Source organism: Streptomyces sp. NPDC027672, assembly GCF_055566335.1.
This window is the reverse complement of record NZ_JBVHSO010000002.1, coordinates 48,496-72,072: the sequence shown is the minus strand read 5'-3', so window position 1 is coordinate 72,072 and position 23,577 is coordinate 48,496. Positions and strand designations below refer to the sequence as shown.

24 protein-coding genes are annotated in these 23,577 nt (G+C 74.1%); 11 read left to right on the top strand and 13 right to left on the bottom strand.

The window, feature by feature from the left end; all coding sequences use genetic code 11:
* Window positions 1-9: 9 nt before the first annotated feature.
* Window positions 10-1,578: an oxygenase MpaB family protein gene (locus ACZ4SV_RS04865; protein WP_468001444.1), complete on the bottom strand. Its 1,569-nt coding sequence runs from the start codon at window positions 1,576-1,578 to the stop codon at window positions 10-12.
* Window positions 1,575-2,339, bottom strand: a complete 765-nt coding sequence (uppS, locus tag ACZ4SV_RS04860; RefSeq protein ID WP_365941902.1) for a polyprenyl diphosphate synthase — start codon at window positions 2,337-2,339, stop codon at window positions 1,575-1,577. Before uppS ends, ACZ4SV_RS04865 begins: the two co-directional genes overlap by 4 nt.
* A gap of 381 nt (window positions 2,340-2,720) precedes the next feature.
* On the opposite strand from uppS, the gene ACZ4SV_RS04855 reads away from it, so the two are divergent.
* A complete protein-coding gene (locus ACZ4SV_RS04855) occupies window positions 2,721-3,932 on the top strand; it encodes a serine hydrolase domain-containing protein (RefSeq protein ID WP_468001442.1) in 1,212 nt (403 codons plus the stop codon).
* Window positions 3,929-5,611 carry an alpha/beta fold hydrolase gene (locus ACZ4SV_RS04850; protein WP_468001440.1) on the top strand — a complete coding sequence of 561 codons (1,683 nt, stop codon included), beginning with the start codon at window positions 3,929-3,931 and terminating at the stop codon, window positions 5,609-5,611. Before ACZ4SV_RS04855 ends, ACZ4SV_RS04850 begins: the two co-directional genes overlap by 4 nt.
* Here ACZ4SV_RS04850 and ACZ4SV_RS04845 read toward each other — a convergent pair.
* Window positions 5,586-6,869 carry an MFS transporter gene (locus ACZ4SV_RS04845; protein ID WP_468001438.1) on the bottom strand — a complete coding sequence of 428 codons (1,284 nt, stop codon included), beginning with the start codon at window positions 6,867-6,869 and terminating at the stop codon, window positions 5,586-5,588. The genes ACZ4SV_RS04850 and ACZ4SV_RS04845 overlap by 26 nt on opposite strands.
* A 143-nt stretch (window positions 6,870-7,012) precedes the next feature.
* On the opposite strand from ACZ4SV_RS04845, the gene ACZ4SV_RS04840 reads away from it, so the two are divergent.
* The 6 genes from ACZ4SV_RS04840 to ACZ4SV_RS04815 all read left to right on the top strand — a co-directional run bounded on the left by ACZ4SV_RS04840 (window position 7,013) and on the right by ACZ4SV_RS04815 (window position 11,535).
* The gene (locus ACZ4SV_RS04840; protein ID WP_468001436.1) at window positions 7,013-7,441 is read left to right on the top strand and encodes an ArsR/SmtB family transcription factor; all 429 of its coding nucleotides are present in this window, start codon (window positions 7,013-7,015) and stop codon (window positions 7,439-7,441) included.
* Between the two features lie 377 nt (window positions 7,442-7,818).
* Window positions 7,819-7,935, top strand: a complete 117-nt coding sequence (locus ACZ4SV_RS04835) for a tryptorubin family RiPP precursor (protein ID WP_468001434.1) — start codon at window positions 7,819-7,821, stop codon at window positions 7,933-7,935.
* A gap of 124 nt (window positions 7,936-8,059) precedes the next feature.
* On the top strand, window positions 8,060-9,106 hold the full coding sequence (locus tag ACZ4SV_RS04830) for a cytochrome P450 (RefSeq protein ID WP_468001432.1): 1,047 nt from the start codon (window positions 8,060-8,062) through the stop codon (window positions 9,104-9,106).
* 96 nt (window positions 9,107-9,202) lie between these two features.
* A complete protein-coding gene (locus tag ACZ4SV_RS04825; RefSeq protein ID WP_468001430.1) occupies window positions 9,203-9,763 on the top strand; it encodes a quercetin 2,3-dioxygenase in 561 nt (186 codons plus the stop codon).
* Window positions 9,764-9,785: 22 nt separating this feature from the next.
* Window positions 9,786-11,051: an alpha/beta hydrolase fold domain-containing protein gene (locus tag ACZ4SV_RS04820; protein ID WP_468001428.1), complete on the top strand. Its 1,266-nt coding sequence runs from the start codon at window positions 9,786-9,788 to the stop codon at window positions 11,049-11,051.
* A 40-nt stretch (window positions 11,052-11,091) separates the two neighbouring features.
* Entirely contained in the window at window positions 11,092-11,535 is a 444-nt protein-coding gene (locus tag ACZ4SV_RS04815; protein WP_397934791.1) for a MarR family winged helix-turn-helix transcriptional regulator, read from the top strand.
* 6 nt (window positions 11,536-11,541) lie between these two features.
* Here the strand turns inward: ACZ4SV_RS04815 and ACZ4SV_RS04810 are convergent, their stop codons facing one another.
* The 7 genes from ACZ4SV_RS04810 to ACZ4SV_RS04780 form a co-directional block, all read right to left on the bottom strand.
* Window positions 11,542-12,423 (bottom strand): DMT family transporter, encoded by an 882-nt coding sequence (locus ACZ4SV_RS04810; RefSeq protein ID WP_397934789.1) that lies wholly within the window; start codon window positions 12,421-12,423, stop codon window positions 11,542-11,544.
* A gap of 104 nt (window positions 12,424-12,527) precedes the next feature.
* Complete coding sequence (locus ACZ4SV_RS04805; protein WP_365882801.1) at window positions 12,528-12,809, bottom strand: hypothetical protein; 282 nt, start codon at window positions 12,807-12,809, stop codon at window positions 12,528-12,530.
* Between the two features lie 105 nt (window positions 12,810-12,914).
* Window positions 12,915-13,595 (bottom strand): maleylpyruvate isomerase N-terminal domain-containing protein, encoded by a 681-nt coding sequence (locus ACZ4SV_RS04800; RefSeq protein WP_468001425.1) that lies wholly within the window; start codon window positions 13,593-13,595, stop codon window positions 12,915-12,917.
* Between the two features lie 98 nt (window positions 13,596-13,693).
* On the bottom strand, window positions 13,694-14,509 hold the full coding sequence (locus ACZ4SV_RS04795) for an ABC transporter permease (protein WP_468001423.1): 816 nt from the start codon (window positions 14,507-14,509) through the stop codon (window positions 13,694-13,696).
* A 21-nt stretch (window positions 14,510-14,530) separates the two neighbouring features.
* Window positions 14,531-15,424: an ABC transporter permease gene (locus ACZ4SV_RS04790; RefSeq protein WP_468001421.1), complete on the bottom strand. Its 894-nt coding sequence runs from the start codon at window positions 15,422-15,424 to the stop codon at window positions 14,531-14,533.
* 3 nt (window positions 15,425-15,427) lie between these two features.
* The gene (locus ACZ4SV_RS04785; RefSeq protein ID WP_468001419.1) at window positions 15,428-16,627 is read right to left on the bottom strand and encodes an ABC transporter substrate-binding protein; all 1,200 of its coding nucleotides are present in this window, start codon (window positions 16,625-16,627) and stop codon (window positions 15,428-15,430) included.
* Window positions 16,628-16,688: 61 nt separating this feature from the next.
* Window positions 16,689-17,720 (bottom strand): ABC transporter ATP-binding protein, encoded by a 1,032-nt coding sequence (locus tag ACZ4SV_RS04780; protein WP_468001417.1) that lies wholly within the window; start codon window positions 17,718-17,720, stop codon window positions 16,689-16,691.
* 110 nt (window positions 17,721-17,830) lie between these two features.
* Here ACZ4SV_RS04780 and ACZ4SV_RS04775 point away from each other — a divergent pair, with 110 nt between their 5' ends.
* Both ACZ4SV_RS04775 and ACZ4SV_RS04770 read left to right on the top strand, forming a co-directional pair.
* Window positions 17,831-18,571, top strand: coding sequence for a FadR/GntR family transcriptional regulator (locus tag ACZ4SV_RS04775; protein WP_397945398.1), 741 nt, complete (start codon window positions 17,831-17,833; stop codon window positions 18,569-18,571).
* Window positions 18,572-18,608: 37 nt separating this feature from the next.
* Window positions 18,609-19,370 (top strand): cache domain-containing protein, encoded by a 762-nt coding sequence (locus ACZ4SV_RS04770; protein ID WP_468001414.1) that lies wholly within the window; start codon window positions 18,609-18,611, stop codon window positions 19,368-19,370.
* 275 nt (window positions 19,371-19,645) lie between these two features.
* On the opposite strand, the gene ACZ4SV_RS04765 is transcribed toward ACZ4SV_RS04770, so the two are convergent.
* The gene (locus ACZ4SV_RS04765; RefSeq protein WP_468001412.1) at window positions 19,646-20,296 is read right to left on the bottom strand and encodes an FMN-dependent NADH-azoreductase; all 651 of its coding nucleotides are present in this window, start codon (window positions 20,294-20,296) and stop codon (window positions 19,646-19,648) included.
* A gap of 129 nt (window positions 20,297-20,425) precedes the next feature.
* Between ACZ4SV_RS04765 and ACZ4SV_RS04760 the strand changes: the two genes are divergently transcribed.
* Window positions 20,426-20,812 (top strand): winged helix-turn-helix transcriptional regulator, encoded by a 387-nt coding sequence (locus ACZ4SV_RS04760; protein WP_365881356.1) that lies wholly within the window; start codon window positions 20,426-20,428, stop codon window positions 20,810-20,812.
* 37 nt (window positions 20,813-20,849) lie between these two features.
* On the opposite strand, the gene ACZ4SV_RS04755 is transcribed toward ACZ4SV_RS04760, so the two are convergent.
* Window positions 20,850-22,328, bottom strand: a complete 1,479-nt coding sequence (locus tag ACZ4SV_RS04755; RefSeq protein WP_468001410.1) for a glutamate-cysteine ligase family protein — start codon at window positions 22,326-22,328, stop codon at window positions 20,850-20,852.
* A 355-nt stretch (window positions 22,329-22,683) separates the two neighbouring features.
* Entirely contained in the window at window positions 22,684-23,481 is a 798-nt protein-coding gene (locus tag ACZ4SV_RS04750) for an SAM-dependent methyltransferase (RefSeq protein ID WP_468001408.1), read from the bottom strand.
* Window positions 23,482-23,577 lie beyond the last annotated feature (96 nt).

Below are 23,577 nucleotides of genomic sequence, written 5' to 3'. Positions count from 1 at the left end.
GGCCCCGGATCAGGCGTCGGCGAGCAGCGGGTCGTACGGGGTCGAGCGTTCGCGGCCGGACATGAAGGACAGGAAGTCCCGTACGAAGGCCCCGCGCGGGTATGTGCCGTCGGCGCCGGCCAGGTCACGTCCGAAGCCCCGGCGGAACAGGGCCCGGTACTCGGCCGCGTCGATGCGCTGGTCACCGTTGGCGTCCGTGACGTCGAAGAGGACCTCGGCGACCCGGATCAGGGCGGAACCGGCGAGCGACGGCACGGCCTCGGCGTACTCGCGGCGGCTGACGCGGCCGTCGCCGTCGGTGTCGAGAGCCGCCTGGAGTTCCCGCCACCAGTCGGCGAACGCGTCGTAGAGCCGGGTCTCGGCCGGCTCGTCCAGGTCGAGCCGGCCGGCAAGTTCCCGGGCCATGGCGGCGAGGTCGGGCCAGTCCAGGTAGCCGTCCCCGGTCTGGTCCAGCACCGTGGCGAAGAACTCCTCCGCGCCGCGCCGCGTCCCCTGCGCGTCGCCGGGTTCCGGTTCCGGCGGCAGCGGGGTGATCAGCCGGACCAGGGCACCGGCCCGCTTCATCCGGTCCCGGAGCGCGCTGAGCGTCCGGGCCCGCGGGTCGTCGCTGTCGGGGGAGCCGGGGGAAAGCGAGAGCAGGTCCGTGAGGGTGTCGGTGCGGATCCAGCCGTCCGGCAGGAACCGGGCGAGACCGGCGCCCAGATAGGCGCCCTGCATCAGCGTCTGGGCGCCGGGCAGTTCGGGCAGCCCGGCGTGCCGCCGGAAGGGTTCCGGCAGCGACGCCACCGTGACCACGCCGACGAGCGGTCCGGCGAGCGCCCGGCCCGCCGCCCACAGGGTGGGCAGGCCGTGCAGCAGCGGCGGGGCGGGCAGGTGGTCGAAGAGCCGGTAGAGGATGATGCGCACCGCCTCGGTGCTCTCCAGCTCCTCCTCGACCACCCGGTCGAAGTACGGCCAGAATTCCTGCACGGTGGGCGGAAGCTGGCCGGCGTCGCCGTCCAACACGGCGAGGTACGCCCGGAATTCGGCGTACAGCTCCTCGATGACCGTCTGCTCCAGCGGCTGTCCGCTCAGGCGGCACATCGTGACGCTGCTCTCGAAGAGGGTCGCGACCACCCAGGCCCGCACCGCCGGGTCCATCGCGTCGTAGGGCCGGCCGTCCGCGTCGGTGCCCTTCAGCCGGGCGTGCATCCGGTTCAGGCGCGCCGCCTCCCTGCGCCGTACCTCGTCGTCGGCTCCGAACATGCGCTGGAGGCTCACGACCGTGTTGCGCAGCCGCCGCCACGGATGGGCCACGAACGTGGAGTTGTCGATCAGGGCCGCGCCGATCTGCGGATGCGCGGCCTCCAGGACGGTGGCCCGGACCATGGCCGGTGCCCAGCGCGGGTCGTTGAAGAAGCCGTGGAACCGGCTGCCCGCGCCGAAGAGCCGGCCGGTGTCCGCCGGGTCGCCGGCGCCCGCGCCTGCACCGTCCCGCGCACCGGCCGTGGCACCGGCACCGGATTTCGCACCGGCACCGGCACCGGCCGGGGCACCGCCGTCGGGGTGCGTGGGCTCGTCGCTGTCCGTCTCCGTCATGGTCGTCGTTCTCCGTTCACGTGCGGCGGTACGCCACCGAAGCGGCGGTCGCGCTGCTGATAGGTGTGCAGGCACTCCAGGAAGTGCTCCGCGCGGAAGTCGGGCCACAGGACCGGCGGAAAGATCCACTCCGCGTAGGCGACTTGCCAGAGCATGAAGTTGGAGATGCGCTGTTCACCGGAGGTCCGGATCACCAGGTCCACATCGGGTGTGTCGGGGAAGGGCAGATGGGCGGCGAAACACCGCTCGTCCACGTCCTCGGCCGGCACTCCGCTGCGGATCAGCGACCGGGCCGCCGCCACGATGTCCCGGCGTCCGCCGTGATCGAACGCCACGGTGAGCGTCATGCCCCGGTTCTCGCCGGTCAGGGTCGCCAGATCGGCGAAGTCCCGGGCCAGCGGCGGCGGGATGCGCGGATCCGTCGCCCCGAGGAACCGGCAGCGGATCCCGCGCACGTGCAGCAGCGGCGCGTGCCTGCGCACCACACGGCGGACCAGCCGCATCAGGAACTCGACCTCCGGGCCGGGCCGTTGCCAGTTCTCCGTGGAGAACGCGAACAGGCTCAGCCACTCCACGCCCGCCGTCCGCGCCGCCTCGATGACGTCGATCACCGTCGTCTCCGCCGCGCGGTGGCCCGACGTACGGGGCAGCGACCGCTGGGCCGCCCAGCGGCCGTTGCCGTCCATCACGCAGGCCACGTGCCGCGGCACCCTCCGGCGCGCCCCGTCCGGCGGACCGGGGGACGCGGCGGAACCGTCCATCACTTCCTCCACCGTCCTGCCCGCCCTCGGCGGCGACAGAGCGGACCCGTGGCCGCTGTCGCCCGGCCCGGCCGGATGCGGGCCGGATCGTCCCCAGCAGAGTGCCAGGACCCGGACCCGGCGGCGGCACAACAACCCCTCGTTCACCCTTGGTATGCCTGTACGAATATCGGTGCGGCGATCGGCTCACCGGGCGGTACGGGCACCGGTGCGCCCACCGGCTCACTGGTCTGCACGGGAACCGGTTCGCTGGGCGCACGCGGCCGGCGGGCGGGCCGGCGCCGGGGGTTTTCCTCCCCTCCCGCACGGGGGCCGGCCCCCTGCGGATCCGCCTGCCTGCCGGAGTGAGGACGCCCCGGGCGCTGCCTAGCGTGGAGCGCCATGGCGATCTACTTACCGACCCCCGCGCGGCGCCGTCGTACCGGCCCCGTGGCCCTGACCCTGGCCCTGGCCTGCCTGCTCACCGCGGCCCCGGCCGCCGTCGCGCAGCCGTCCCGCGACGCGCCCGGCACGTGCGCCCCGCACCCGCAGGTGACCCGGTCCGTACGCCACCTGGTGGCACACGACCACATCACCGGCGCCGCGGTCCTGGTCACCGGCCCCGACCCGGCCGCCCCGTGCGCCCGCTGGACGGCGACGGACGGCACGGCCGACCTGCGCACCGGCCGCCCCATGAACACCACCGACCGGCTGCGCGCCGGCAGCGTCACCAAGACCTTCACCGCCACCGTCGTCCTGCGCCTCGCCGCCGAGCGGCGGCTCTCCCTGGACGCGCCCGTCGAGCGCTACCTCCCGGGACTGATCCGCGCGGGCGGCTACGACGGCCGCCGGATCACCGTACGGCAGCTCCTGCGGCACACCAGCGGACTGCCCGACTACCTGGAGGCGCCCGAGTGGCAGCACCCCGAGCGGATGCGGTACCGCCACTTCACCCCGCGCCGGCTCATCGCCCGCGCCCTGCGACTGCCCCGCCCGGAGCACACCTGGCACTACGCGACCACCAACTACCTGATCGCGGGGCTGATCATCCGCGCGGTCACCGGACACAGCCCGGAGTCCGAGATCACCCGCCGCATCATCGCGCCGCTCGGCCTGCGCGACACCTACTGGCCGGGTGACGAGCCCCGCATCAACGGCCCGCACTCGCACAGCTACTTCACCTCGGCCGACGGCCACCGTGTGGACGGGACCGCCTGGAACACGACGTTCGGCGGCGTCGGCGGCGCCCTGGTGTCCAGCCCGGCCGACCTGACCCGGTTCGCCACCGCGCTGTTCACCGGCCGGCTGCTGCCCGCACACCAACTCGCGGAGATGCGGCGGACGGTGGCCGCCGACCCCGACCGCCTCTGGCCCGGCGCCCGCTACGGGCTCGGCCTGATCTCCTCACCGCTGTCCTGCGGCGGCACCTGGTGGGGCCACGCCGGGACCGTGCCCGGCGGCCACCGGGCGCTGGTCGCCCGCGGCCCCGGCGGGCGCACCGCCGCGGTCGCCCTGACCGAGGTGCCCGCCACGCTCGAGGCCGAAGAGGACTTCCTCGCCATCGTCGACACGGCCCTCTGTGAGGGCGCGTCCAACGGAAGGACCCCCGCATGACCCGCGTCACCCGTCCAGGCGGCGGACCCCGCCCACGGCGCCGCGCCGCCCGGGCCGCCACCCTCGCCCTGACCCTCGCCGGCACCCTGTCCCTGGGCGCAACTACGGCCGCATCAGCAGCGCCTGTCGCATCAGCCACCACGGCCGCGCCTGCCGAGTCGGCCACCGCACCCGCCGCCTCAGTCGCGTCCGTCGCATCAGCCGCACAGACCGCACCCGCCGCGGACCGCCCGGCCGGCGATCCGCTCGCCCGCTACCACCACCAGCGCCTCCACTGGAAGAGCTGCCTGCTCGGGCCCGACGACGCCACCGGCCGGGAACTGGAACAGGCCGGTGCCCAATGCGCCGACGTCACCGTCCCGTTGGACTACGACCGTCCGCACGGCCGCACCCTGACCGTCGCCATCTCCCGGATCCGGGGCACCGACACCGCCCACCGCGTCGGCCCGCTGCTCCTCAACAGCGGCGGCCCCGGCGGCCAGACGCTCGGCGACCCGCCCTACGTGCACGACGCCCTGCGCGAAGTGGCCGCGCGCTACGACGTGATCGGCGTGGACCCCCGCTTCGTCGGCCGCAGCACCCCGCTGGACTGCCACTGGCCCACCGGCAGCATGGTCCGCGGCGCCGGCACCGGCCGCGCCGGCTTCGACCGGATGACCGGCTTCGCCGCGGACCTCGCCCGCCGCTGCCGTACCCACGCCGGCGACCTGGTGCCGTACGCCGGGACCCGCAACACCGCGCGCGACATGGACGTGATCCGCGCCGCGCTGGGCGAGCGCAGGATCTCCTACCTGGGCTACTCCTACGGCAGTTACCTGGGCCAGGTGTACGCGACGATGTTCCCCGGCCGCACCGACCGGGTCGTCCTGGACGGCGTGGTGGACCCCGCGACCTACGGCCCCCGGCTGCTGCGCGGCACCGAGGAGGCCAACGGGCACGCCCTGCGCGACTGGGCCGGCTGGGCCGCCGCGCACGACGCGGACTACGGGCTCGGCCGCACCGCGAGCGCCGTGCTGGACACCGTCGAGGCGGTCCGGGCGGCCGCCGCCCGCACCCCGTTGCGCCTCGGCGGCCACCGCGTGGACGGACACATCCTGCCGGTCGTCGTCTTCAACGGCCTCTCGCAGGACAATCCCACCGCCTACGGCCAGTTCGCCGAGGCCGTGAGGGACGTGCGGCAGGCCGCCGAGGGCCGGACGGTCTCGCCGTCCCCGTGGCTGGCCCAGACCCTGGACTTCCTGCTGACCGGGCACGACTCCGCCTACGGCAGCGCGCAGACGGCCACCCTGTGCGCGGACGGGACCGCACCCCGCGACCCGGAGACGTACTGGCGCGACCTGCGCCGCGCCGGGACCGGGGACCGGCTGTTCACACCCGTCAGCCACAACATCAACCCCTGCGCGTTCTGGGCGCCGCCGCGCGAACGCCCCACCGCGGTCCGCGCCGACCTGCCCGCCCTGCTCGTCAACGCCACCGGCGACCCGCGCACCCTCTACCGGAACGCCGAGACGGTGCACCGCGACTGGCCCAGCTCCCGTCTGGTGACCCTGCGCGACGCCGACCAGCACGCGGTCTACGGCGTCTTCGGCAGCGCGTGCGTGGACGCCACGGTCAACTCCTACTTCGCGACCGGGCACCTGCCGGCCGGTGACGTCACCTGCCCCCGGCCCGCCGCGTGAGATGAGGCCGGCCGGACCCGCCGTCGGCGCCGCCCGGCACCGGACCGGACGCGCGGCGGCGGGTCCGGCCGAGGGCCGCGAGCACCACCAGGCACAGCACGGCGACGACGCAGGCGAAGGACTGGACGGCGAGCAGCAGGCCGGTCGCCGAGGCGAGGAAGCCGACCCCGATGACGGGCAGCCCGACCCCCAGATAGATGATCACGTAGAAGGTGGAGAGCACATCGGCGCGGCGGCCGGCCGGCGCCGCCTGGTTGACCGCGCTGAGACCGCCGAGATACGCCAGCCCGTGACCGGTTCCCGCGACCACGGTGGCGGCGAGCAGCAGCGGCAGCGAGGAGACACCGCCCGCCAGGGCCAGCAGCGCCAGCCCGGCGGCCAGCAGCGGCAGACCGGCGCGTTCCAGGGTGCCGGACGGCCTGCCGTGACCGGCGAGCTGGGCCAGCGCCGAGCAGCACAGCAGCAGCGCCACCGCCGCGCCGCCCAGCACCAGGTTGCCGCTGCCCGAGAGCGTGGCGGCGTAGGCGGGGACCAGGGCGAGGAACAGGCCGGTCACGGCGAAGGCGAGGAAACCCGTCGTACCGCTGGTGGCGAACACCGCCCGCAGCTCACGCGGGACACCGGGGCGGCGCGGACGCCACCGGACGCCGGAGCGCCCGGCCGGCAGCGCCCGGACCGCGGCCGCCGCCGGCACCAGCAGCGCGATCTCCACGGCGAACGGCAGCACCCGGGGCGCGGGCGCGTACTGCGCGAGCAGGCCGGCCAGCACGGGGCCGAGCCCGAGGCCGCCGACGGAGGCCACCGTGGAGACCAGCGCCGCCCGGCGTTGGTCGCCGCGTGGTTCCAGCTCCGTCAGCGCCGCCGTGAGCGGGCCCGAGGCCGCGCCCAGCGCGAGGCCCTGCAAGGCACGGGCGGCGAACAGCCACGCGGTGTCCCGCGCGAGGGCGAAGACCAGGGCTCCCAGCGCGGCCACGGCCACCGCCGGCAGCAGCACGCGCCGGTGGCCGACCGCGTCCGCGAGGGGGCCCGCGACGAGCAGGGCCGGGATCAGTACGGCGACGTAGACGGCGAAGACCAGCGTGACGACCAGGGGCGAGAAACCGAACTCCGCCTGGTAGCCCCGGTACAGCGGGGTGGGCAGGTTGGTGCCGGTCAGCAGCACCAGCAGGGTGTAGGCCGTGGCCCGAAACCGCAGCCGGCGCCCCGGATCGAGCGGCCCTCGGGAGGGCGCGGCGGCGACAGGACGGTGGAGCGGCATGCGTGCCTCCCGGAGACAGGGTGCGGGTGCGTTCGGAGAGCCGTTCATGTTCAAGTTCGGCGAACATAGCAGATGTTCGGAGAAGCTGAACATGAACCCAAGGATGTTCATGACGACCGAACATGCTTGGGTACCCTGGTGGCATGGCCAGCCGTACCGCGACCCCGCTCGTCCATCCCGACCGCGACCAGTTGCGCATCGACACCGTGCTCGCCGCCCTCGGCGACCCGGTCCGGCTGGCCATCGTCGCCCGGCTCGCCGGCGTCGGCCCGGACGGCGAACTGGCGTGCACGACGTTCGCGCTGCCGGTCAGCAAGTCCACGCAGAGCGGCCACTTCAAGGTGCTGCGCGAGGCCGGCGTCATCCGTCAGCGCGACGAGGGCACCCGCCGGCTGAACCGGCTGCGCCGCGACGACCTGGACGCCCGCTTCCCGGGCCTGCTCGACCTCGTCGTCTCCGAGGCCGGCGAGCCGGCCACGGTCCAGACCGAAGACGGCCGCACGGATGGCGGCCGTACGGGAGGCGGCGGTACGGGCGGCAGCCGTACGGGAGACGGTCGTACGGAGAGCTGAAGCGACGCTTCCGGATCGCGCGGGCATCGAGAGGCCGTCCGTGTGGCGGCTCCGGGCGTATGAGCGTACGTATTCGGCCAACTTCCCGTCCGCCGGGCCGGGCCGCGGCGGGGTCGGCGCGTGTCCGCTCCCCGTGACCGGCTGTCCGGCATCCGGGCGTTCGGCACGGCCGTCGCCGGGGTGTCGACCTCACTCGCAGCGCGGCTCGCAGGCGTCGGCGCGGAGAGTCGGACCGGAGTGCCGTTGGCCGGCGAAAGTCTGAAAACGACTGGTCGGCGAGGTTTTCGGCGCCCTGGCGATTAAGTGGTCAACGATCTTGGGCAGGTTCCGGAGGCCGTCGACACGTGATCTTCACCGGTTCCGTCCGGAGTCGCCGCGTGTCACCCTTCCGCCCCCCGAGAGGAGGTGCCGCCATGAAGCTCCTTTTCGCCATCCGCAACCGGGTCGCCGCCCCCAAGAGCCTGAAGGCCAACGCCTGGTACCTGTGGTACTGATCCCGCGCCGCGCGCACAGGCGCTGACACCGCTGTCCGGTCGTACCGCGCCGCGGTCCGGCCGGGCAGCGGCGTCCTTCCCTCGCCCCGCCTCACCCCCGCCCCGCCCCCGTATTGGAGGAGCCATGCCGTCGTCATCCGCCCCGCCGGCGCGCACCACGGTGTTCGCGCCGCGCCTCGCCGCCCTCATCGGCGAGCACCTGGGCCGGGACGTCTTCCGGCTGGAACCGGACACCATCGGCGTCGCGGGGCACGAGGTCGCCGACCGCATCCTGGCCGCGCGCCGGGCCACCGAGACCGAACGGCCCACCTTCAAGCCGCTGCACGGGCGTTCCATCAGCCGCGCCGAGGCGTCCGCCGTCACCCGCACCATCGGCAACGACGTCCGCGAGGCGCTGGCCCGGCCGCTGCCCCGGCACGTGGACCTGGCCGGCCCCTGGCCGCTGACCGGACACCTCTTCCTGCGCGATCTCATCCTCGGCCAGGACCCCCGCCGGCTGCGCATGCTGATGAGCCGCACCCTCGAACTGACCCCGAAGCTGACCTGGTCGGTGATCGGCGTCGGCGCCGCGCTGCCCGGCTGGCCCCGGCCGGACGCCCGGCTCACCGGCCTCGCCGACCGCGCGGCGCGGGCCCGGGGCTACCAGGAGCGGCGGTACGCCATGGGCGTCTACCGCCGGGCCGCGGCCCCCGTGTGCTTCACCGTCTCCACGCTCGTGGCCAACGCGCTCTGGCTCGGCGCCCCGTTCGACGACGGCACACCCCACCGCAACATCATCCTGGAGTCGCTGCGGCTGCTGCCGCCCTCCTGGAACATCCTGCGCAACGCCTCTCCCGAATACCCGGCGGTCGACAGCCGGATCGGCGCCCGGGACGACGTCCTGCTGCTGCCGCTGCTGTCCCACCGCGACCCCGCGCTCTGGGACGAACCGGACGCCTTCCGCCCGGAGCGCTGGGACACCCTCGACCCGGACGCCACCCCGGGTTACCTGCCCTTCGGGCACGCGTCGGAGCGCTGCTGGGGCCGGCACATGGTGATGCCGTTGGCCGAGCTGCTGCTGGACCTGATCCGCGGTTCCGGGCTGACGGTCGATCCCGGGCAGCGGGTCGGCAGGGTGCCGCTGCTCGGGCTGCTGGGCGTGGAGGAGGTACGGCTCGTCCGGCGGCGCTGACGGCACCGGACCGGAATCGGGGTCCTCCGCACCGTTGGCCACGCGCGCTATGTCAGGTAGCCTGACATTAGTCAGCGCACCAACCGGAGGCTCCGCATGACCATCGAATACGCCACCCGCTACCGGTCCCGCTCCTTCATCCCGCCGGAGCCGGGCAAGCCCTACTTCATCGAGAAGGGCCTGGGCGACCGGGCGCACCTCTTCGGTGACCTCGTCACGGTCTACGCGGGCGGCGAGCAGACCGAGAACACCTTCAACTTCTTCACCTGCGAGGGACCCAAGGGCGAGCTGATCCCCGCGCACTCCCACGCGGACACCTACGAGGTCTTCTACATCACGCAGGGCGCCGTACGGCTCTTCGTGGAGGACCTCGAAGGCGAGCAGTACGAGAAGCTGCTCACGCCCGGCGACTTCGGCTTCGTACCGAAGAACTGCCCGCACTCCTACCGCATGGAACGCCACCACTCGCAGGTCGTCGGCGTGGCAGCCGGACCGGGCGGCACGTTCGAGCGGTTCTTCGAGTCCCTCGGCACACCGGCCGACGGCCTCGGCCTGCCGGCCCGGCCGTTCGTGCCCGAACCGGAGAAGTTCGGGACCGTGCCGCAGCAGTACGACGTCCGCTTCCTCCCCGACCACCAGTGGCGCACCGGGAGCTGACGGCCGTGCCGTAGGTCTAGGTGTGGCCGGCGGGGCCCTCCCGCGCCAGGCGCCCGCCCCGCTCGGGCCGGCCGACCCGGACCGGCTGCTGTACGGCAGCGACTGCTGCCGGACCCCCACCGAGGCCGCCCGGGCGCACGCCGCGTCCTTCGACTCGTCGCCCGAGCCGCTGCCGTGCACCGCGTTCTTCGACTCCGCGCCCGAGCCGCTGCCGTGCGCCGACGTGGTGCTCACCGGCCACCGACAACGCCCGGACCCCGTACCCGCTCCTCGCCCACCGAGAGAACCCGCCATGCCGACCGAGAACCCGATCCCCCCGCACCCCGTGCCGGACCACAGCGTTCCCGGCACCGGCGCGTCCGCGTCCGCCGACGCGCCCGCCTCGCCCCTCGCACTCCCCGCGCCGCCGGACCCGGCCCGGCTGCCGCTTCCGCCGCCGGCCCGGCCCGCGCCCGGCGTGCGGCTGCTGCGCGCCGCCGTGTACGCCGTACCCGACGGCGTCCGGCCGCTGGAGACCGACGTATGGCTGCCCGAGCCGGCGGCCGGCCCGCTCCCGGTCGTCGTCTTCGTGCACGGCGGCGGCTGGCGCACCGGACGGCGCGACGACCCGGGCCCGCGGTTCCGGCACTGGACGCCCGGCCCGTTCGCCCGGCTGGTCCGGTCCGGTGTGGCCGTGGTCTGCCCCGACTACCGGCTCAGCGGCGAGGCCCGTTTCCCGGCCCAGCTCGACGACCTGCGGACGCTGCTGGTCTGGCTGCGCGACCGGGCCGGCGCGCTCGGCGTGGACCCGGACCGCGTGGTGCTCTGGGGCGAGTCCGCCGGCGGTCATCTCGCCGCGCTGACCGCGCTCACCGCCGCGCCCGGCCCCGGCGGACCGGCGGCGACCGTGCGCGGCTGCGTCACCTGGTACGCGCCGACCGATCTGACCCGCCTCGCCGAGGACCACCCGACGGGCCGCTTCGACCCGCACGACCCGGCCACCCGCGAGGCGCTGCTGCTCGGCGCCGCCCCGGCCGCCGCGCCCGGCCCGGCCCGTGCCGCGAGCCCCGCGCTGCGGGTGACGCCCGGGGCGCCGCCGTTCCTGCTGCTGCACGGCACCGGCGACGAGTTCGTGCCCTGCGCGCAGAGCGACCGGCTCGCGACGGCGCTGCGGGCCGCGGGCGTACCGGTCGAGCAGGTGAAGGTGCCCGGCGGCAACCACCTGTGGGTGGGGCTCACGGAGGAGGAGGCCGAGCGCTGCTTCACACGGACCGCCGAGTTCGTCGTACGGCACTGCGCCGGGGGATAATCCGCCGGGTACCGCCGGGTGCCCGAACCTCCGAGGAGCCATGAGCCATCGCGCCGCCCATCTGCCCCAGCTTCTGTCCGAGGCCCGCCGCTGGTTCGAGGACGCCCTGTTCGCCAGCATGGAGGCGGCGGGCGAGCAGCCGGTGACGACGGCGCAGGCGTCCGTCTTCGCGATGCTCGACTCCGACGGCACCACCGTCTCCGAGCTGGCCCGGCGGATCGGCGTCACCCGGCAGACGGCCCACCAGGCGGTGCACGGCCTGATCGGCATGGGATTGCTGGAGCAGGAACCCGATCCCGGTTCGGCGCGCCGGCGGCTGATCCGGATGACCGCCGAGGGCCTGCGCGTGCACGAGCGCGCGCAGGCCACCATCGGGGTGATCGAGTCGGTGCTGGTGGAGCGCGTCGGCCCGGACGCCGTCCGCGCCCTGCGCACCGCACTCGTCGCCGACTGGGGCGTGCCCCCGCTGGTCACCGCTCCCTGAGCGGCCTCACGAGACCGCGTCCCGTTGCGGCGCGGGCGCCGGGAGCACGACGATGCGCTGCACGGCCCGGCTGAGCACCAGCACCCCCACGACGATCAGCAGGGCCCCGCACGCCTCGGGCACGAGCCACCAGCCGGTGCGGACGCGTTCGCCGAAGAGGGTGATGCCGAGGGCCAGGCTCACCACCGCGTCCCCGATGGTCAGCGCGGGCTGCGCCGCGGCCAGCGGACCGGCCTGCAACGCGTTCTCCAGCAGCAGTACGGCGGCGACACCGGCGAGCGCGAAGCCGTACGTCTGCCAGGACCGCAGGAACGCCGGCAGGCCGTGGTCGGCGAAGGTGCCGCTGGCCGACTTCAGCAGGGCCGCGGTCAGGGCGTTGCCGGTCGCGGAGGCGGCGGCCAGCAAGGCCGCGCGCCGGGCCGGCGGGCGGCCCCGGCCGGCCAGCAGCACCGCGGCGCCCATCACGGCGACACCCAGGACCAGCGCCGGGATCCACCGGGCGAGCGGCGCCTGGTCGGCCGCGCCGCGCGGGGCCGCAGCCACCAGCAGGACGGCGAGGCCCGTCACACAGCCGCCGACGCCCCACCAGCCCGAGCGCGGCAGCCGCCGGCGCATCAGCACGCCGCCGACCAGCAGCGCGAAGGGCAGTTCCAGGATGAACAGCGGCTGGACCAGCGCGAGCGGACCGTTGACCAGGGCCAGGCTCTGGAACAGCGCGGCGCAGATCACCCCGGCCATGCCGATGACCCAGTACGGCCGGCGCACCAGCTCCGCGAGGAGCCGCAGTCCGCCGCGGCTGCTGGCCGAGGCCGCCTTGCGCTGGAACGCGGTGCCCACGGCGTTGCTCGCCGCTCCCGCGACGCCGAACACCGCGGCGAGTTCGATCACGACCGCCTCCTGCCCGTGACAGACCTTCCGGCCCGAGGACCGGACTCCTTCAGCCTACGGAAGGCCGCCCCGCCGCGCGCACGCCGAGGACGGGCCCCGCCCGCTCAGCTGGCGCGGGTGCCGCCGCCGCGCCGGATACGGCCCAGCAGGTCCCGGTGGTACGCCGCGAGCCGGCCGGCCGGCACCGGGGCCGGGCTCCCGGAGAGGGTGTACCAGGTGTCGTCGCCGTAGTGCTGCACGGCGACGCGCACGCTGTGGCCGTCCGGCAGGAGGAGGGTCGCCACGGTGAGGTCACCGGTGAGGACGCCGGCTTCGTCGGTCATCGCGCCGCCGGGCCCGGCCGTGACCCGGTCGACGTAGCTGTTGACGCTGGGAGGCATGTTCATGGCCGCAGGCTTCCATCCTCCCGGCCGGGCCGCCCCGCACCGCGCGGACACCGTGCCCGCGTGTCGCCGGGTCGGACGTGCGGCCGGCGGGCCGCCGGCCCTCGCTCACCCGAACAGCGGGAACCGGTCCGCCACCGGGCCCAGCGCGGCACGCTCGGCGTCGGTCAGTGCGGCCCGGCCGGTGCCCACGCGCGCGTAGTGGGCGTCGCTCCACTCCGGCAGGGCGGGGCCGCCGAGCAGCCCGTCCAGGGTGGCGCGCACCGCGGCCAGCCCTTCGGGTGAGGGGCCCGGGGCCAGCGGGAGGGCCACCGTCAGGTCGAGATGGTGGACCGTCGCCTCCACCGCGAGCGTGGTGATCAGGTCGCCGGCCGTCAGCACATGCCCCTGCGTGGCCACCCGGCGCCCGGGATCGGCCTGCTCCGCCGCGTGCACGGCCGCCGCCAGCGTCTCCAGGTACGCCTCCTTCAACTGCCCGAAGTCGAGGAACATGCTGCCGTTGACCCGCGCGTAGCGCCGGCCGTGCGCCGCCCCGGTGGTGTCCGGGCGCCAGTCCCGCCAGTACGTCACCGCGTCCCGGTCGGCGGGCTCGTCCGTGGGGGTGTGCAGGGCCACCAGGGCACGCCGGGCGTCGGCCAGGCAGTGGAAGACGAGGTCGCGGACCGCCCAGCCCGTGCAGCCGGTCGGCTGCCACGACTCCTCGTCGCCGAGGCCGGCGACCACCGCCGAGGCGGCCTCGTAGGAGGCGCGCAGGGTCCGCGCCCGGCCCGTCGTGTCCCCACCCGTCATGCCGCAGCCCCTTCCCTCCCGTACCGGCACGATCATCGTAGGCGGCCGGAGCGGGCGGACCCCGGCGGGGTGCCGGGCGGCTGCCCGCGAACCGGCGCCTACACGCGGCTCGACGTGGCCGTGTCCGCGGACAGCCGCTGGGCGGCGTAGACCGGGAGTACCGACAGCAGGACGAGGACCGCGGCCACGACGTTCACCACCGGTGCCTGCCGTGGCCGGGCCAGATTGTCGTAGATCCACAGCGGGAGGGTCCGGACGCCGGGACCGGAGGTGAAGGTGGTGACCACGATCTCGTCGAAGGACAGCGCGAAGGCGAGCAGGGCGCCCGCCAGCAGCGCGGAGCGCACCAGCGGGAAGGTGACGTCCGTGAACGCCCGGAAGGTGGTCGCGCCGAGGTCCATGGCCGCCTCCTCGTACGAACCGGCCGTACGGCGCAGCCGGGCCACCACGTTGTTGAAGACCACCACGACACAGAACGTGGCGTGCCCGACGATCACCGTGAACAGCCCGAGGCCCACCCCGAGCGGCTCCAGCACGGTGCCGAAGGCCGAGTTCAGCGCGATGCCCGTGACGATGCCGGGCAGCGCGATCGGCAGCACCACCAGGAAGGACACCGTGTCCCGGCCGAAGAAGCGGTGCCGGGCCACCGCGAACGCCAGGAGGGTGCCGAGCACCAGCGCGAGGGCGGTGGCCCCGAGCCCGGCCTTCACCGAGACCCACAGCGCCTGGCGGACACCGGGGTTGTGCGCCGCCACCGACCACCACCGCGCGGTCAGCCCCGGCGGCGGCCAGCCCGCGCTGCGGTCGGGGTTCAGGGAGTTGAGCAGGACCAGCAGCAGCGGGGCGTAGATCACCGCGAAACCGAGCCCGGCGCCGGTCCGCAGGGCGATGCGCGCGGCGCGGCCGAGACGCATGGTGCTCCTTCCTCCGGGTTCCTACAGGGTGTCGAGGGCGCCCGTACGGCGGACCGCCAGCAGGTACAGGACGATCACGGCCACGGGCACGGTGCCGAGCGCGGCGGCCATGGGCAGGTCGAGGTCGATGTTCGCGTACACGAGGTTGCCGACGAGCTGGGTCTTGCCGCCCACGATCTGCACGGTGATGTAGTCGCCGAGGCTCAGCGAGAAGGTGAAGACGGAACCGGCGGCGACGGACGGCAGCACCAGGGGCAGCACGACCGAGCGGAAGGTGCGGCCCGGCCGGGCCCCGAGGTCGGCGGAGGCGTCGAGCAGCCCGGCCGGCACCTGTTCGAGCGCGGTGTGCACCGGCAGGATCATGTACGGCAGCCACAGGTACGTCAGCGTGAGCACCGTGGCGGGCAGGCCGTAGCCGGGGCCGTGCAGTCCGAACGGGGTCAGCAGCCAGTCGGCGAGCCCGCCCCGGGACAGGATCAGCCGCCAGGCGTACACCTTGACCAGGTAACTCGCCCACAGCGGGGTGAGGATCGCCGCCACCAGCAGCGGACGCCGGCGCGGCGGGGCGAGGCGGGCGGTGTAGAACGCGACCGGGAAGGCGAGCACCGCGCACAGCACGGTCACCGCGAGGGCCACCACGACGCTGCGCAGGACGACCTGCCGGAAGACCGGTGTCGTCAGCAGCGCGTGGAAGTTGTCCGTCGACCAGACCTTCACCACCTGGGAGGTGAAGGAGTCCGTCGTCCAGAAGGCGGAGACGAACAGGACCGCCAGCGAGCCGAGGTAGAGGACGGTGAGCCAGAGCAGCGGGGCGGTGAGCAGGAGCGTCAGCCGCAGCCGGGGCCCGCGGTGCAGGAGCGAGGCGAGCCGCCGGACGGTGCCCCGGCCGGCGGCGGCCGGCACGTCGGTCGGCACGGCTCAGCCCTTGATCCCGGTCCAGGCCCGGACCCACTCGGCGTACGGCACGCACGTCACGTCCCTGCGGCCGTCCAGGCACTGCTCGATGGGCGTGTTCCAGAAGGCGATCCTCTTCCAGTAGCCCTCGTCGGCCGCGTGGTAGGCCGCGCAGAAGTTCTCGTCCTCGGTCTCCGCGCAGGCCCGGGAGTTGGCCGGTGCCTCGCCGAAGTACTCGGCGACCTGGGCGTTGACCTTGGGCGAGACGATCCAGTCCAGCCATTTGTAGGCGCAGTTGGGGTGCTTGGCCTTGCTGGAGACCATCCAGGTGTCCGACCAGCCGGTCGAACCCTCCTTGGGCACCAGCGTCTTCACCTTCGCGCCCTCGTCGGCGGCGAGGCCGGCGATCACCTGCCAGGTCGTGCCGAGCACCGAGTCGCCGCTCTTGAAGGCCGAGACCTCCTTCAGATAGTCGCTCCAGTACTCGCCGATGTTCGCGTTCTGCCGCTTCAGCAGCGCCACGGCCGCGTCGAACTGCTTCCGGTCGAGCGCGTACGGGTTCTCGATCCTCAACTCCGGCCTGGCGGACTTGAGATACAGGGCCGCGTCGGCGATGTAGATCGGCGAGTCGTAGGCGGTGACGTGCCCCTTGTACCGGGCGGCGCCGTCGAAGACGGCCGACCAGGAGGTGGGCGCGGGCCGCACCTTCTCGGTGTCGTACATCAGCAGATTGGCGCCCCGGCCGTGCGGGATGCCGTACATTCGGCCCTCGGCGGAGTTCCAGGGGTCGTTCTTCAGCCCGCTGAAGACGTCCTTGTAGTTCGGGACCAGGGCGGTGTTGACGGGGGCCGCGTCACCGGAGGCGATCAGGCGCAGGGAGGCGTCCCCGGAGGCGGAGACGGCGTCGTACGCGCCGGTCTTCATCAGCTTGACCATCTCGTCCGAGCTGGCGGCGACCTTGGCGCGGACCTGGCACCCGGTCCGCTTCTCGAAACCGCTGACCCAGTCGGCGTGGGGGTCGTCGGAGCCGTCCTCGACATAGCCCGCCCACGCGATCAGGTTGACCTGGCCCTCGGTCCGGCCCAGTGCCGCCGGAGCCTTCAGGTCCGGCGGGTGGAGGCCGGTGGCGGAGGGACCGCCGGACCCGGAGGAGTCGCAGGCTGCGGCGAGCAGCAGCGCGGCGGCACCGAGGGCCGCGGCGCGTGCGGTACGGGTGAGGCGCACGGCGTTCCTCCAAGGGGAGAGGACGGGTTCAGGGCCAAGGGCAGAGGACGGGATCAGGAAGTCAGGAAGGGAGCCGGACGGTGTGCCGGCGGTGCCACGCCAGGCGGACCCGGGTGCCCCGGTAGGCGGCGGCGTCCGCCGAGGAGGTCTCCAGGTTCTGCTGGAGCGCGGTCAGCCGGCCGCCGCCGTCCAGGTCGACCACGAAGCGGGTGGCGTCCCCGAGGTAGACGACCTCGGCCACGGTGCCGGTGGCGGTGGCGTGGTCCGGCTCGTCCGGTGCGGCGGACTCCTTCAGGAGGCGGATCTTCTCCGGGCGGATGCTGTAGGTGCCCGGAGCGCCGGCGACCCGGTGGGCCGTCTCGCCGTCGAGCAGGTTGGAGACGCCGACGAAGGAGGCGACGAACGCGGTCGCCGGGCGCTCGTAGATCTCCGCGGGCGTCCCGGTCTGGGCGATGCGGCCCTGGTCGACGACGGCGATCCGGTCGCTCATGGTCAGGGCCTCCTCCTGGTCGTGGGTGACGAGGACGAAGGTGATGCCCACCTCCCGCTGGAGCGCCTTGAGTTCGCCCTGCATCTGCTCGCGCAGTTTCAGGTCGAGCGCGCCGAGCGGTTCGTCCAGCAGCAGCACGCGGGGCCGGCCGACGAGCGCGCGGGCCAGTGCGACGCGCTGGCGCTGACCGCCGGACAGCTCGCGGGGCCGCCGCTGCCCGTAGCCTTCGAGGCGGACCTCGGCGAGGGCCTTGCGGGCGCGGACCAGCCGTTCGGCCTTCGGCACCTTGCGGACCCGCAGCCCGTAGGCGACGTTCTGCTCGACCGTCATGTGCGGGAAGAGCGCGTAGTCCTGGAAGACGGTGTGCACGTCCCGCTCGAACGGCGCGAGACCGGTGACCTCCTGTCCCGCGAGTTCGATCCGGCCCTGGTCGGGCGTCTCGAACCCGGCGATCAGCCGCAGCAGGGTCGTCTTCCCAGAGCCGGACGGGCCGAGCATCGAGAAGAACTCGCCGTCCCGTATCTCCAGGTCGACGCCGGCCACGGCGGCCGTCGCGCCGAACGCCTTCCGCAGGCCCTGCAGCCGGATCGCCATTCCCTCCATACGGGAACCTTTCTGGCGCGCTGAACGTTGACCGCAAACATATGAAGTCATAGGTCATAGCTCAAGAGGGCCTTAGGGTAAAGGTTGCGTCAACGCGCGAGGTGGTGACCGTGAGGCAGGACGAGACAGAGGGCGGCGCCCGCCGGGCCGTCTTCAGCCCGGTGGACAGCCGGGCCCGCGTCGACGCGGTCGTCCACCGCATCGGCGACGCCATAGAGCTGGGCCTCCTCGCCGACGGCGAGCAACTGCCCGGCGAGAGCGAACTCGCCGGACGGCTCGGCGTCTCCACGGTCACCCTGCGCGAGGCGCTCATGGCACTGCGGCAGCAGGGCCTGGTCACCACCCGGCGGGGCCGGGGCGGCGGCAGCTTCGTCTCGCTGCCCGAGGTCCCCGCCGACGACCGGCTCCGGGACCGGCTGCGCGGCTGGAGCACCGAGGAACTGCGCGACCTCGGCGACCACTGGGCCGCGCTGTCCGGCGCCGCCGCCCGGCTCGCCGCCGAGCGCACCGAACCCGCCGACCTGCGGCCGCTGCGCCGTACGGCGCGGGAGCTGGCCCAGGCCGGGGACGCGGCGGCGCGCGGCCGGCTGTACGGCCGCTTCCACGTCGAACTCGCCGCCGCCGCCCAGTCCGCCCGGCTCACCCGCGAACAGGTCGCCCTGCAGAGCGAGGTGGGCGCGCTGCCCTGTCTCGTCCTCGCCGAGGACGCCTGTCGTGAAGAAGTTGCGGACCGGCACCGACGCCTCGTCGCCGCGGTGCAGGATGGGGCCGACCACACGGCCGGCACGCTGGCCGAGCGGTGCGTCAGGGAGACGACGGCGCGGCTCGTCGCCGTACGCCTCACGCTCTGACCGTGCCGCGTCCGGTTCCCGTCCGCTGGAGGACACCATGGGCGTCAGGTCCCGGCTCGCCGCCGTCGGCACCGAACCGGAGACCTGGGTGGCCGCACAGGTGGGCGGTGCGCTGGAAGCCGTCTTCGAGGCGGTCGCCGCCACCCGCGCCGACACCGCCGTCCTGCTGCGCCGGGTGGCCGCCGAGGGGCGCCGGCCCGTCAGCCGCGACCTCGCCGCCCTGCGCCCCGGACTGCACCTGCGGCTGGACCGGGAAGCGCTCGTCTCGGGGGCCGGCTTCGTCGCGGACCCCGGGCTGCTGGCCGATGCGCCGGCCTGGCTGGAGTGGTGGCAGTCGGGCGCCGACGGTGTCGTACGCCCGCTCCTGCTCGATCTCGACCCCGGCCGGTCGGCCTACTCCGACTACACGCACTGGGACTGGTTCGCGCTGCCCCGCGCCACCGGGCGCCGGGCCGTGGCGGGCCCGTACGTGGACTACCTCTGTTCCGACGAGTACAGCCTCACGCTGTCCGAACCGGTCTGGTTCGAGGGCCGGTTCGCCGGGGTGGCGGCGGCCGACGTGTATCTGCGGCACTTCGAGGCGGCGGTGCTCCCGCTGCTGCGCGGCCTCGCCCGCCCGGCCCGGCTGGTGAACGCCCGCGGCCGGGTCGCCGCCTCCGCCGACGCGGCCCACCTCGCCGGCTCCCTCACCAAGGGCCCGGACTTCGGCGACGTCCTCGCCACCGCCCGGCCCCGCACCTGCGAGGGGCTGCGACTGGTGCCGTGCCGGGGCGTGCCCCTGGTGCTGGTCCTCGCCTGAGGACGGCCGGGCGGGCGGTGGCGCGCACGCGGCCCCGGACCGCGGGTGCGGCGGTCCGGGGCCAGGGCGGGGCCGCCTGGGCGCGTGGCGCCTTGACGACCGCGGTGCGGTGGCGCCGCCTTGGCGACTCGCGCTGCCGTGGTGGCGCGGCGCCGTGGTGGTGCGGGCCGGGCGGTGTCGTGGTGCCCGGCGGGCGCGGGCCGGTGCGGGCGGGAGCCGGTTCAGGCGCCTGCCGGTTCGGGCATGGGCCCGTGCGGACTCACGCCCCTGCGGACTCAGGCCGCGAGGCGCTTGGCGAGGTCCCGCGCGCGGGTGGCGGCGTCCGCCAGGGCGCGGTCGCGGGAGGCCTCGTACAGCGGGACCAGCTCGGACATCGCCGGGTTCTGCGTCGCCGCGGTCAGCTCCGGGACGATGAACTCCACGTCCATGCCGAAGGCGTCGGCGAAGACGGCCTTGAGGTAGTTCTGCACGTACTCGTATCCCTCGCGCGGCGTGCCCGGCGCGTACGAGCCGCCGCGGCTGGCGACTATGGTCACCGGGGTGCCCTTGGCGGAGGGCGACGCGCCCGCGGTGCGGCCGATCAGGATCACGTTGTCCACCCAGGCCTTGAGGGTCGACGGGATCGAGTAGTTGTACATCGGGGCGCCGATCAGCACCGCGTCGGCCTGCTCAAGCTCCTCGATCAGCTTGACGCGTTCGGCGAAGGCGGCGGCCTGCTCCGGAGTGTGGTCGGCCGGGTCGACGAAGCCGGCGAGGTGCGCGTCGGCGGTGATGTGCGCGACGGGCTGCGCCGCCAGGTCGCGGTAGACGACCGTGCCCTCCGGGTGCTCCTCCTCCCAGTGCTTGCGGAAGGTTTCCGTCACGGCGCGGGAGGCGGACGCCCCGGCCGGGAAGAGGGACGAGTCGATGTGCAGCAGCGTGGCCATGGATGTCTCCGGGAAAGGGCTGGGCAGCCGGACGCCGGGAGCGTTGGGCTGATGTTTCGTACTGGACTATGTTTACCACATGAGCTTACTTTTCTTCAGCACCCTACGGCGGGGTAGTAGCATGAGGTAATGGACGAGAACCACGACAGCGCGGCCTGCAAGCGGGTGGACGACGGCATCACCCGTGTCTTCCAGCTCCTCGGCAAGCGCTGGAGCGGGCCGATCGTGGCCGTCCTGGTGGAACAGCCCGCGTACTTCGCCGACCTCCGCCGGGCCATCCCCGGCATCAGCGAACGCATGCTCTCCGACCGGCTCGCCGAACTCGGCGCGGCCGGGCTGCTCCTGCGCGAGGTCGACGAGGGCCCGCCTCTGCGCGTGTCCTACCGGCTGACCGGCGCCGGCGCGGCCCTGGAACCGGCGCTCCGCGAACTGGCGCAGTGGGCCAAGACCCACCTGCCGGAAGCCTCGGCATGCCCGGGAACCAGCCTGGAACGACCGACCCGGGCACCGGCCTAGGATCTGTCCGCGCCGCCGGCCCCGGCCCCGGCGCCGGTCAGTCGACCGGCCAGGTGTGCACCGGGGCGTTGAGGTGCATGTAGTCGATGTACACCTGCGTCATCCGGCGCAGCGCCTCGTGCCGGCCTGAGTGGGTGGTGGCGGCGAGGTGGTGGAACATCTCCTTCTGCCACACCGCCCCGTTGCGCGCCGTCACACAGCGCTGCTCGATCACGCCGAGCAGCGGCTCCCGCCAGGCGGCGTCCATGCCGGACAGCTCCAGGCCCCGGTGCGCGAGCGGCAGCAGCCGGCGCAGCACCAGTTCCGGCGCCGGCACCTCGCCCATCCCGGGCCAGTACAGCGGCGCGTCGATGCCGTACCGGGCGGCGGCGTGCAGGTTGTCCTCGGCGGCGGCGAAGGACATCCGCGACCACACCGGCCGGTCCTCCTCCACCAGGGCGCGGGTGAGGCCGTAGTAGAACGCGCCGTTGGCGAGGGTGTCGGCGACGGTCGGTCCGGCGGGCAGCACCCGGTTCTCCACCCGGATGTGCGGCCGGTCGTGGGCTACGGCGTACACCGGCCGGTTCCAGCGGTAGATCGTGCCGTTGTGCAGGGTGAGTTCGGACAGTTCCGGGACGTCACCGCGGTCCAGGGTCTCCGCCGGGTCCTGCGCGTCGCACAGGGGCAGCAGGGCCGGGAAGTACCGCAGGTTCTCCTCGAACAGGTCGAACACGCTGGTGATCCACCGCTCCCCGAACCAGACCCGGGGCCGTACTCCCTGCACCTTGATCTCCTCCGGGCGGGTGTCGGTGGCCTGCTCGAACAGCGGGATCCGCGTCTCGTGCCACAGCTCCTTGCCGAAGAGGAACGGCGAGTTGGCCGCGAGCGCGACCTGCACCCCGGCGATCGCCTGCGCCGCGTTCCAGTAGCCGGCGAACTCCTCGGGCGACACCTGGAGATGGAACTGCGTACTGGTGCACGCGGCCTCCGGGGTGATGGTGTCCGCGTAGGTCCGCAGCCGGTCGGCGCCGTCGATCTCGATGCGCAGGTCCTCGCCGCGGGCCGCGAAGACCTGGTCGTTGAGCAGCCGGTAGCGGGGGTTCTCCGACAGCGCGCCCTCGCCGATCTCCTCCTGCCGCAGCGTGGGCAGGATCCCGACCGTGATCAGCCGGGTGCCGACCGACCGGGCCCGCTGTTCGGCGTGGTTCAGCGCGGCCCGGATCTCCGCCTCCCAGGCGTCCGGACCGCCCGCGACCAGCCGCCGCGGCGGGACGTTGATCTCCAGGTTGAACCGGCCCAGCTCGGTGGACCACGCCGGGTCGGAGATCGCCTCCAGCACATCGCTGTTGCGCATCGCCGGCTCGGCGTCCTCGTCCACCAGGTTCAGTTCGATCTCCAGGCCCACCTGGGGCCGCTCCGCGTCGAAGCGCGCCTCGCGCAGCATCTGCGCGAACGCCTCCAGGCACCTCTGCATCTTGGTCCGGTACCGGCGGCGGTCCTCGCGGGTGAAGACGAGCGCCGGAACGTCACGCCCCATCGGCCCTCCAGGGTCGCCTGGTCGGACACCTCTCTCCTCCAGCGTCCCACCGGTACGCCCGGCGCACCACGGGGGTCGGCGGCACCATGGTGGTCGGCGGCGGCCCGTGAGGGCGGCGGCTTCCCGGGTGGGGGCGGCTGTGCCTCCCGCGCTTTGCCGTGCCGGTCCGTGGTGCGTGTCCCGTGCCGGTCCGTGGTGCGTGTCCCGTGCCGGTCCGTGGTGCGTGTCCCGTGCCGGTCCGTGGTGCGTGTCCCGTGCCGGTCCGTGGCGTCCGGTGGTGGCCCGTCCTCGCCGAGGGCGGGCCACCGGTCCTCCGTGCGGGAGCGCTGCGGGAGTGCGGGAGGGGACCGGCCGGTCAGGCGGACATGCGGGCCACGCCGCCGTAGAAACCGATCTCCTCGGACCTGGGCGGCGGCGGGGCGTCCGGGCGCCAGAACGGCACCTGGGCCAGGCCCGGTTCGACCAGCTCGAAACCGTCGAAGAACCGCTCCACCTCGGCGCGGGTGCGCAGGTTCAGCGAGGCGGTGGCGTTGGTGTAGACGTCCTGGGCGGCGGAGCGGTCGGCGAAGTCACCCGTCGCGTGCGACAGCACCAGGAAGCTGCCGGCGGGCAGCGCGTCGCGCAGGGTGGCGACGACCTCGGCGGGCCGGTCCGTGTCGGCGAGGAAGTGCAGGATGGCGACGAGGAGTACGGCGACCGGCTGATCGAAGTCGATGAGCTGGCGGATGTCCGGGTGGTCCAGGACGGCCCGCGGCTCACGCAGGTCGCCCAGGACGATGCGGGTCGTGCCGGACCGGCTGAGCAGGGCGTTTCCATGCGCGGCGACGATCGGGTCGTTGTCAACGTAGGCCACGCGCACATCGGACGCCACCTTCTGCGCGACCTCGTGCACGTTCGGCGAGGTGGGCAGTCCGGTGCCGATGTCCAGGATCTGCCGGATCCCGCTGCCCACCACGTAGCGCACGGCGCGCTGGAGGAAGGCGCGGTTCGCCCGGACGCCGATCCGTGCCTCGGGGGCCGCGGCGGCGAGCCGGTCGCCGGCCTGCTGGTCCACCTCGTAGTTGTCCTTGCCGCCCAGCAGGTAGTCGTAGATCCGCGCGGGATGGGGTCTGCTGGTGTCGATGGTGACGGCCTCGACGCCGTTCTCTGTCACGCTGTGCTCCTCTCCACGGCCGGTACGGCCTCGGCCCGCACCGGCCGGGCCCAGCTTCCCATATCAACTTCCCGGGCAACGCAGGGAGTTCCCGCA

What these genes read in the sequence shown, in the direction of transcription:
- ACZ4SV_RS04865 (WP_468001444.1), bottom strand. Translation starts at nt 1,578, where the DNA reads ATGACGGAGACGGACAGCGACGAGCCCACGCACCCCGACGGCGGTGCC.
- uppS (WP_365941902.1), bottom strand. Translation starts at nt 2,339, where the DNA reads ATGGACGGTTCCGCCGCGTCCCCCGGTCCGCCGGACGGGGCGCGCCGG.
- ACZ4SV_RS04855 (WP_468001442.1), top strand. Translation starts at nt 2,721, where the DNA reads ATGGCGATCTACTTACCGACCCCCGCGCGGCGCCGTCGTACCGGCCCC.
- ACZ4SV_RS04850 (WP_468001440.1), top strand. Translation starts at nt 3,929, where the DNA reads ATGACCCGCGTCACCCGTCCAGGCGGCGGACCCCGCCCACGGCGCCGC.
- ACZ4SV_RS04845 (WP_468001438.1), bottom strand. Translation starts at nt 6,869, where the DNA reads ATGCCGCTCCACCGTCCTGTCGCCGCCGCGCCCTCCCGAGGGCCGCTC.
- ACZ4SV_RS04840 (WP_468001436.1), top strand. Translation starts at nt 7,013, where the DNA reads ATGGCCAGCCGTACCGCGACCCCGCTCGTCCATCCCGACCGCGACCAG.
- ACZ4SV_RS04830 (WP_468001432.1), top strand. Translation starts at nt 8,060, where the DNA reads ATGCCGTCGTCATCCGCCCCGCCGGCGCGCACCACGGTGTTCGCGCCG.
- ACZ4SV_RS04825 (WP_468001430.1), top strand. Translation starts at nt 9,203, where the DNA reads ATGACCATCGAATACGCCACCCGCTACCGGTCCCGCTCCTTCATCCCG.
- ACZ4SV_RS04815 (WP_397934791.1), top strand. Translation starts at nt 11,092, where the DNA reads ATGAGCCATCGCGCCGCCCATCTGCCCCAGCTTCTGTCCGAGGCCCGC.
- ACZ4SV_RS04805 (WP_365882801.1), bottom strand. Translation starts at nt 12,809, where the DNA reads ATGAACATGCCTCCCAGCGTCAACAGCTACGTCGACCGGGTCACGGCC.
- ACZ4SV_RS04800 (WP_468001425.1), bottom strand. Translation starts at nt 13,595, where the DNA reads ATGACGGGTGGGGACACGACGGGCCGGGCGCGGACCCTGCGCGCCTCC.
- ACZ4SV_RS04795 (WP_468001423.1), bottom strand. Translation starts at nt 14,509, where the DNA reads ATGCGTCTCGGCCGCGCCGCGCGCATCGCCCTGCGGACCGGCGCCGGG.
- ACZ4SV_RS04780 (WP_468001417.1), bottom strand. Translation starts at nt 17,720, where the DNA reads ATGGAGGGAATGGCGATCCGGCTGCAGGGCCTGCGGAAGGCGTTCGGC.
- ACZ4SV_RS04770 (WP_468001414.1), top strand. Translation starts at nt 18,609, where the DNA reads ATGGGCGTCAGGTCCCGGCTCGCCGCCGTCGGCACCGAACCGGAGACC.
- ACZ4SV_RS04765 (WP_468001412.1), bottom strand. Translation starts at nt 20,296, where the DNA reads ATGGCCACGCTGCTGCACATCGACTCGTCCCTCTTCCCGGCCGGGGCG.
- ACZ4SV_RS04760 (WP_365881356.1), top strand. Translation starts at nt 20,426, where the DNA reads ATGGACGAGAACCACGACAGCGCGGCCTGCAAGCGGGTGGACGACGGC.
- ACZ4SV_RS04755 (WP_468001410.1), bottom strand. Translation starts at nt 22,328, where the DNA reads ATGGGGCGTGACGTTCCGGCGCTCGTCTTCACCCGCGAGGACCGCCGC.